Here is a 6,099-nt window from a genome sequence, read left to right on the forward strand (position 1 = left end):
CGCGCCGCGCACCGGCGCCGGCACCGTCCGCGCCATGCGCGAGGGCGTCCTCGGGGGCTGCCGCACCGGTCGTCCCGGGCCCGCTCACGGCCTCGCCGCCGGGTGCTGTGACGGCTGGTCCGCGCGGGTGGTCGCCCGGTCGGGCGATCCCGTCGTCGGCTGCGGCGTCGATGTCCAGGGTGTCCGTCCTGTCTGCTGAGCGAGGTCCTCGTGCGTGCATCTTCCCGTCCCGCCGTCGCGGCAGCCGTGCTGCTCGCCGTGCTGGCGACGCTGCTCCCGGCCGCGTCGGCCACCAGCGCCACCACCGGCACGTTCTCGTCCCGCACCACGTGGGCGTGGTCCACGACCGACCTGGCCCCCACCACCGGCCCCGACCAGCGCGTCGACGCCGTCGTGGAGAAGGCGTCGAACGCCAAGCGCAACGGGGCCGTCGTGCTCAGGAGCTCCGGCGCCCACGACCGGATCGTCGTCAGCGTCTCCGGCACCCGCTACCAGGTGCGCAGCATGGCCGGCGGCCGCGAGCGGCTCGTCGTCGACGTCCCGCTGCAGGCCAGCAAGCGCCGTGACCTGCGCGTCGAGCTGCGCGGCAGCACCCTCACCTCGACGTCGGAGGGCCGGGTGCTGTCCAGCGTCACCGACCCGGTCTTCTCCGCCCACGCCGGCCGCGGCACGGGTGTCGCCGTCTGGCAGGACCGCGCCCGCACGGTGCTCGTGCACGACGCCGTGAGCACGTCGCTGCCGCCGGCCGAGCCGGTCCGGCCCGCCCCCGTCGACCCCGCTCCCGTCGACCCGGCCCCCGTCGACCCCGCCCCGGTCCAGCCGGCACCGGTCGACCCCGCACCCGTGCAGCCCGTGCCCGGCACCGGGCCGGTCGCCCCGGCCCCCTCGGGCACCTGGCGCTCCGGTGCCTCCGGCGCCGGCGTCCCCGACGGCCGGTTCGGCCGCTGGCGCGGGCGCGACGTCGAGATCGCGGGCACGTGGAACGACAACCTCGCCTCGCAGCCCTACCAGTGGAGCGTCCGTCCCGGCTTCGAGTACGGCAGCTGGCAGGGCGACCTCGACGTCGCCGTCGGCGGCATCTACAAGGACCGGGGCGAGACCTGGGCCGCCGCGGCCACCGGCGCCTACGACGCCCGCTGGCGCCTCACGCTGACCAACCTCCGCCAGGCCTGGGGCAGCCGCCCCGGGACGGTGTACGTCCGCTTCGCCCACGAGTTCAACGGCGAGTGGTACCCGTGGTCGGTCACCGGCTCCGAGACCGCGTCCTTCGTGGCGGCCTGGGAGCGCTTCCGGGCCATCCAGCTCGAGGTCGCCCCCCGCACCAAGCTCGTCTTCTGCCCCAACTCCGAGACGTCGGGCAGCAACCGCCTGGACTGGCGCCGCGCCTTCCCCGGCGCGGAGGACGTCGACGTCATGGCCGTGGACGTCTACAACCAGTACCCGTTCGTGCGCACGGCGCAGCAGTTCGAGAGCGCGGCCGCCCGGGTCGACGCCACCGGCGCACCGCTCGGCCTCGAGCAGCACCGGCGCTTCGCCCAGTCGGTCGGCCGCCCGTTCGCGGTCGCCGAGTGGTCGAGCAACGGGTCCATGGGCGACTCGCCCGTCTTCGTCGCCGAGCTCCACCGCTGGCTGTCCCGCCACGGCGGCACCGGCTCCGGACAGGTGCTCTACGAGATCCAGTTCAACGTCGCCGAGCACGACTCCGGCACGTTCCAGCTCTTCCCCGCCTCGCGCCAGCCGGCCGCCGCCGCGGAGTACGCCCGCCTCTGGTGAGGCCTGCGCGGCCGACCGCCGCCGCGGCCTCACCAGAGGTCCCGGTAGGCGGCGGCCGCGTCCGGCATGGCGGTGCGGGGGTGCAGGGCGAACTTGCCGTCGTCGAACTCCTCGACGTTGAACAGCACCTCGTAGACCAGCTGCCCCGGCCCCTCGCCGCCGTACCGGGCGAAGAAGCCGTGCATCTGCTCGACGAAGACGGCGGAGTCGCCCAGCTCGGAGTTGCTCGACCACTCCGGCACGGCGAACGGCAGCCCCACCTCGGCGGCGAACTCCGCGTGGCGCGCCAGGCCCCGGGGGGCGCCCCACCCGTCCACGGCGCCCAGCTCCTCCTCGAAGGCCTCGGGCGTGCTGACGAACGGGTACTGGTTGTAGTGGTCGACGGCGAGCAGGTCGACGGCGTCGGCGCCGGGGAACGTCTCGCGCCAGTCGGCGCCCGTGCCGACGCTCTGGCTGTTCGGGCAGAACACGAGGCGGGCGTCGGGCATGTGCTCCTGCTGCAGGCCGCGGTAGCGCCCCCACGCGGTCCGGAAGTCCGCGGCGGACGCGGCGTCGACCGACCAGTCGTACCAGTCGCCGTTCGCCTCGTGGGCGAACCGCACGAAGGTCGTCCCCGCCCCGGCGCGCAGCGCGGCCAGCGCCGTGAGGGACCCCGCCCACCGCTCGTCGTAGGCCCCGGCCGCGGCGTCGGACCAGCTCTCGCCAGGGCCCAGCGCACCGACGGCGATGTCCATCGCGCCGGTCCAGCCGGCCAGCGGGCCGTCGGGTTGGAGCTCGTACAGCGCCACGCTGGCGTCGGGGGTGTCGGCCCAGGTGCCCACCAGGTCGAGCTCGCGCCCGCGCCAGGCCGCGACCTCGCCGTCGGCGACGCGGCTGCCCGAGGCACCGGAGAGCCAGCGGCCGACGGTGCCGCCCGACGGCGCACCGTCCGACGGCGCGCCCGAGGGCATCCCGCCGCCGGAGGGCCGCCCGTCGGAGGAGCAGGCGGCCAGGGCAGGGGCGGTGAGCGCGAGCAGCGGGGCGGCGAGCAGCGTCCGCCGCCTCATGCGCCCTTCGCCCGGACGACCTCGGCGACGGTGCGCAGGATGACGACGATGTCGCCCCACAGCGACCAGTTCTCGATGTAGTAGTTGTCGTAGCGCGCCCGCAGCGCGATCGACGTCTCCCCGCCGCGCAGGCCGCTGACCTGCGCCATGCCCGTGAGCCCGACGGGGGCGCGGTGGCGGTGGTCGTAGGAGGGGTGCTCGAGCGCGAACTGCTCGGCGTACAGCGGGCGCTCCGGGCGGGGGCCGACGACGGTCATCTCCCCGCGCAGGATGTTCCAGAGCTGGGGCAGCTCGTCCAGGGAGGTGCGGCGCAGGAACCGGCCGACCGCGGTGATGCGGGGGTCACCGTGCGCGCTCCAAGCCGTCTCGCCGCCGGTGGGGTCGGCGGGGCGCATGGACCGGAACTTCAGCAGCTCGAAGGGCACGCCGTGCTGGCCGACGCGCTCCTGGCGGAACAGCACGCCCTGGCCCGTGGTGCGGACGGCGACGGCGCAGGCCAGGAGCACGGGCGACAGCAGGACGATCGCCAGGGCGCTGGCCACGACGTCGAAGACGCGCTTGGCGGCCGGCGCGAGGCCGTCGCTGCGGGGGCGGCTGACGCGGATGACGGGGATGGCGCCGATGTGGTCGCGGAAGCCCCGCACGCTCATGACCTCGTACAGCCGCGGGACGACGAACAGCGTGAGGCTGCTGGCGACGCGGGAGCGGAGGGCGGCGCTGACCAGGTTGTCGCGGGTCCCGCCGAAGGTGACGAGCAGGACGGTGACGTCGTGCGCGGCCACGACCTCGTCGAGGTCGGCGGTGGTGCCCAGGCGCGGGCAGCCCTGCTCGTCCAGTCCGGCGGAGGGACGGTCGTCCACGTAGCCCACGGGCGTGAGGCCCAGCTCGGCGTGGCGCGAGAGCAGGTCGACGGCCTCGCCGGCCACCTGCCCGCCGCCCACGACCAGGCAGCGGTGCACCACGCGGCCGGCGAGCCTCGCCCGGCGCACGACGGCGTAGGCGGCGGCCCGGCCGAGCAGCAGGGCGAGGGTCGCCCAGGCCGCGGCGGCCAGCACGGGGCCGGGCCGCTCGCCGCCCGGGACGAGGAGCACGAGGGCGACGACGGCCACGGCGCACAGGCGCGCGCCCAGCAGCGCGGGAAGGTCGTCGAGCAGGGACCACTGCAGGCGGGGCCGGTACAGGCCCTGGCTGGCGAAGACCGCCAGCGTGAGCAGCGTCGTCAGCCATGCCCACGAGGCGGCCTGGGGGGCCAGCGCCAGCGGGGCCGTCATCGCGACCACGTCGACGAGCAGCAGCATCATGGCGCTGCGCCGGGTCCGCAGGGCGCGGACGACCCCGAGGTCGTGGCGGCGGGGGGCGGCGGCGCGGCTGCTGCCGCGCTGGCCGGGGACGAGAGGGGTGCCGGCCGGGACGTGACCCGGGACGGCGTCCGGCTGGGCGGGCACGGTGCCGCGGGCCCGCCAGGGGGCTCCCGGCGTGCGTCGGACGCGCTCGGTGGTCGTCACGGTGTGCTCCCTCGTGTCCCCGGTCGCGGCGGCCCGGCCGCAGGCACGTGGGGCGACAGCGCGTCGTCCCACGACGTCGCTGCCGGAGCGGCCCACCGGCGCCGCGAGGGGGTCGCGGCGCCCCCGTCGCCGGGTGCGGGCCGCTGCCGACACTACGACACGGTCACGCTCCGGCGCAGGCCCTCCGCCCCGGTGGTCACCTGGGCAGAGCAGCGGGGTCAGACCCGGAGGGTGACGTCCATCATCGTCACGGCCCCGCCGGTGAGGTGGACGACGGGCTCCTCGCCCCGGTCGTCGAGCACCACGTCGAGCGCGCCGCCACGCTCGGACAGCTGCCAGGCGCGGAACGAGGACCGGCCCAGCTGGCGGCACCAGTACCCGGCGAGCGTGGCGTGCGCGGAGCCGGTGACGGGGTCCTCGTCGATGCCCAGGGCCGGGGCGAAGTACCGGCTGAGGACGTCCACCCCTCGGGCGGCCGCCGTCTCGTCCGCGGCCGCGGTGACGATCACGCCGCCCAGGGGCAGGGACGCGAGCTTGCGCAGGTTGAGGGTGACGTCGCGGAGGTCGACCGGGTCGACGAGGACCATGGCGTTGCGCTGCAGCGCCTCGGACTGCCCGGTGAAGCCGAGGAGCTCGTAGCTGAGGAAGCCCATCGCCTGGTCGAAGCCGTCGGGGGCCCGGGTGTCCACGAGCGGGACGACGGGCAGCGTGATCGTCACCTCGCCGGGCCGCCCGTCCGCCGCCAGCCAGCCCGACATGGTGCGGAACGTCATGGGACCGCTCTCCAGGCCCTGCTCGAGCAGCCAGTGGGCGGTGGCCAGGGTGGCGTGGCCGCAGAGCTCGACCTCGATGGACGGGGTGAACCAGCGCAGCCGGTACCGGGAGCCCCCGAGCGGCTCGACGAACGCGGTCTCCGACAGCGCGAACTCCGCGGCGACCTGCTGCATCCAGCGCGGCGACGGGGTCGGGGCGTCGGCGGGGAGCAGGACGACGGCCGCCGGGTTCCCGGCGAAGGCCCGGTCGGTGAACGCGTCGACGACGGCAGCCCTCATGGCGGCATCGTCACAGACCGCCTGCTGGTTGTCCCCCAGGGCACGCGGACGGTGACGACGCGCCGCGCGGGGAGGCCGGGTGGTGCGGTCGGGCGGCGTCAGCCGGTGAGGACGCGCACGGTGCTGCCGGTGCGGCCGGGCTCGACGTGGACCTGCCGGGGCAGCCGCTGCTGGAGCTCGCTGACGTGGCTGACCACGCCCACCATCCGACCGTGCTCCTGCAGCTCGTCGAGCACGTCCATCGCCCGGTCGAGGCTCTCCGGGTCCAGGGTGCCGAACCCCTCGTCGACGAAGAGCGCGTCGATCCGCGCGCCGCCGGCCTCGGCGGTGACGACGTCGGCCAGCCCGAGCGCCAGCGCCAGGGACGCGAGGAAGGTCTCCCCGCCCGACAGCGTCCCGGCCGGGCGGCGGCGCCCCGTCCACGCGTCGAGCACGGCGAGCCCGAGCCCGGCACGGCGGCGCCGGTCCTCCCCCTCCTCGACGTGGACGAGGGCGTAGCGGCCGTCGCTCATGCCGTGCAGGCGCAGGTTGGCGGCCTCGACGACGTGCTGCAGGTGGGCCGCCAGGACGTACGTCGACAGGGCGGTGCCCCTGTCGTTGGCGCCGCCGCACAGCTCGGCGAGCGCCCGGGTGGCCTCGGCCTCGGCGCGCAGCGGCCCGGTGGCCTCCTCCGCGCGCACGAGCCGGGGCACGTGGCGGCGCAGGCCGTCGCGGACCGTCGCC

General features: G+C 76.2%; 6 protein-coding genes. 2 read left to right on the top strand and 4 right to left on the bottom strand.

Going from position 1 to position 6,099, the window contains the following annotated elements; translation table 11 throughout:
- Positions 1-199 (top strand): hypothetical protein (locus tag WCS02_RS16260; RefSeq protein WP_340295131.1); only part of this gene is annotated, 199 nt, incomplete at its 5' end.
- 47 nt (positions 200-246) lie between these two features.
- A complete protein-coding gene (locus WCS02_RS16265) occupies positions 247-1,773 on the top strand; it encodes a glycosyl hydrolase (protein WP_340295133.1) in 1,527 nt (508 codons plus the stop codon).
- Positions 1,774-1,802: 29 nt separating this feature from the next.
- Here WCS02_RS16265 and WCS02_RS16270 read toward each other — a convergent pair whose 3' ends face one another.
- The 4 genes from WCS02_RS16270 to WCS02_RS16285 form a co-directional block, all read right to left on the bottom strand.
- Positions 1,803-2,819, bottom strand: coding sequence for a glycoside hydrolase family 26 protein (locus WCS02_RS16270; protein WP_340295135.1), 1,017 nt, complete (start codon positions 2,817-2,819; stop codon positions 1,803-1,805).
- Complete coding sequence (locus WCS02_RS16275; protein ID WP_340295136.1) at positions 2,816-4,324, bottom strand: sugar transferase; 1,509 nt, start codon at positions 4,322-4,324, stop codon at positions 2,816-2,818. The genes WCS02_RS16270 and WCS02_RS16275 overlap by 4 nt, the downstream gene beginning before the upstream one ends.
- 218 nt (positions 4,325-4,542) lie before the next feature.
- Entirely contained in the window at positions 4,543-5,376 is an 834-nt protein-coding gene (locus WCS02_RS16280; protein ID WP_340295137.1) for a PhzF family phenazine biosynthesis protein, read from the bottom strand.
- 98 nt (positions 5,377-5,474) lie between these two features.
- The coding region (locus tag WCS02_RS16285) for an SbcC/MukB-like Walker B domain-containing protein (protein ID WP_340295138.1) at positions 5,475-6,099 on the bottom strand (625 nt) is incomplete at its 5' end.

Source organism: Aquipuribacter hungaricus, assembly GCF_037860755.1.
GTDB lineage: Bacteria > Actinomycetota > Actinomycetes > Actinomycetales > JBBAYJ01 > Aquipuribacter > Aquipuribacter hungaricus.